This window comes from Clostridium sp. DFI.1.208 (assembly GCF_024463855.1).
Lineage (GTDB): Bacteria > Bacillota_I > Bacilli_A > Erysipelotrichales > Erysipelotrichaceae > Clostridium_AQ.
The window spans coordinates 1-255 of sequence record NZ_JANGCA010000317.1; the positions used below are offsets into that span (position 1 = coordinate 1).

The 255-nt window shown below is 51.8% G+C and carries 1 protein-coding gene; it reads left to right on the forward strand.

The window, feature by feature from the left end; translation table 11 throughout:
- Positions 1–15: 15 nt before the first annotated feature.
- On the forward strand, positions 16–255 hold a 240-nt coding region (locus tag NE665_RS24510; RefSeq protein WP_256302780.1), incomplete at its 3' end, for a hypothetical protein.

The following is a 255-nucleotide window of genomic DNA, read 5'->3' on the forward strand; positions in this document are numbered from 1 at the left end:
GGAAGGAGAAAAGGAATGGAAGAGATGAAGGAAGCATCAAAAGAAGAGAAGAAGGAAGGAAAACAGGGGAACGGGAAAAAGAAATGGCTCATCCTCATACTGCTGCTGATATTGCTGGGAAGCTTTGTCGCATGGAAGCTGTTCGATACCGGAGACGGTCTTGCCATGGACCCCGACCAGAGTGAGGGCACCCTGGATGGACTGAGTGAGGCTGAGATACAGAAGCTGCTGGATGACAAGGTGGCGGAGGGACAG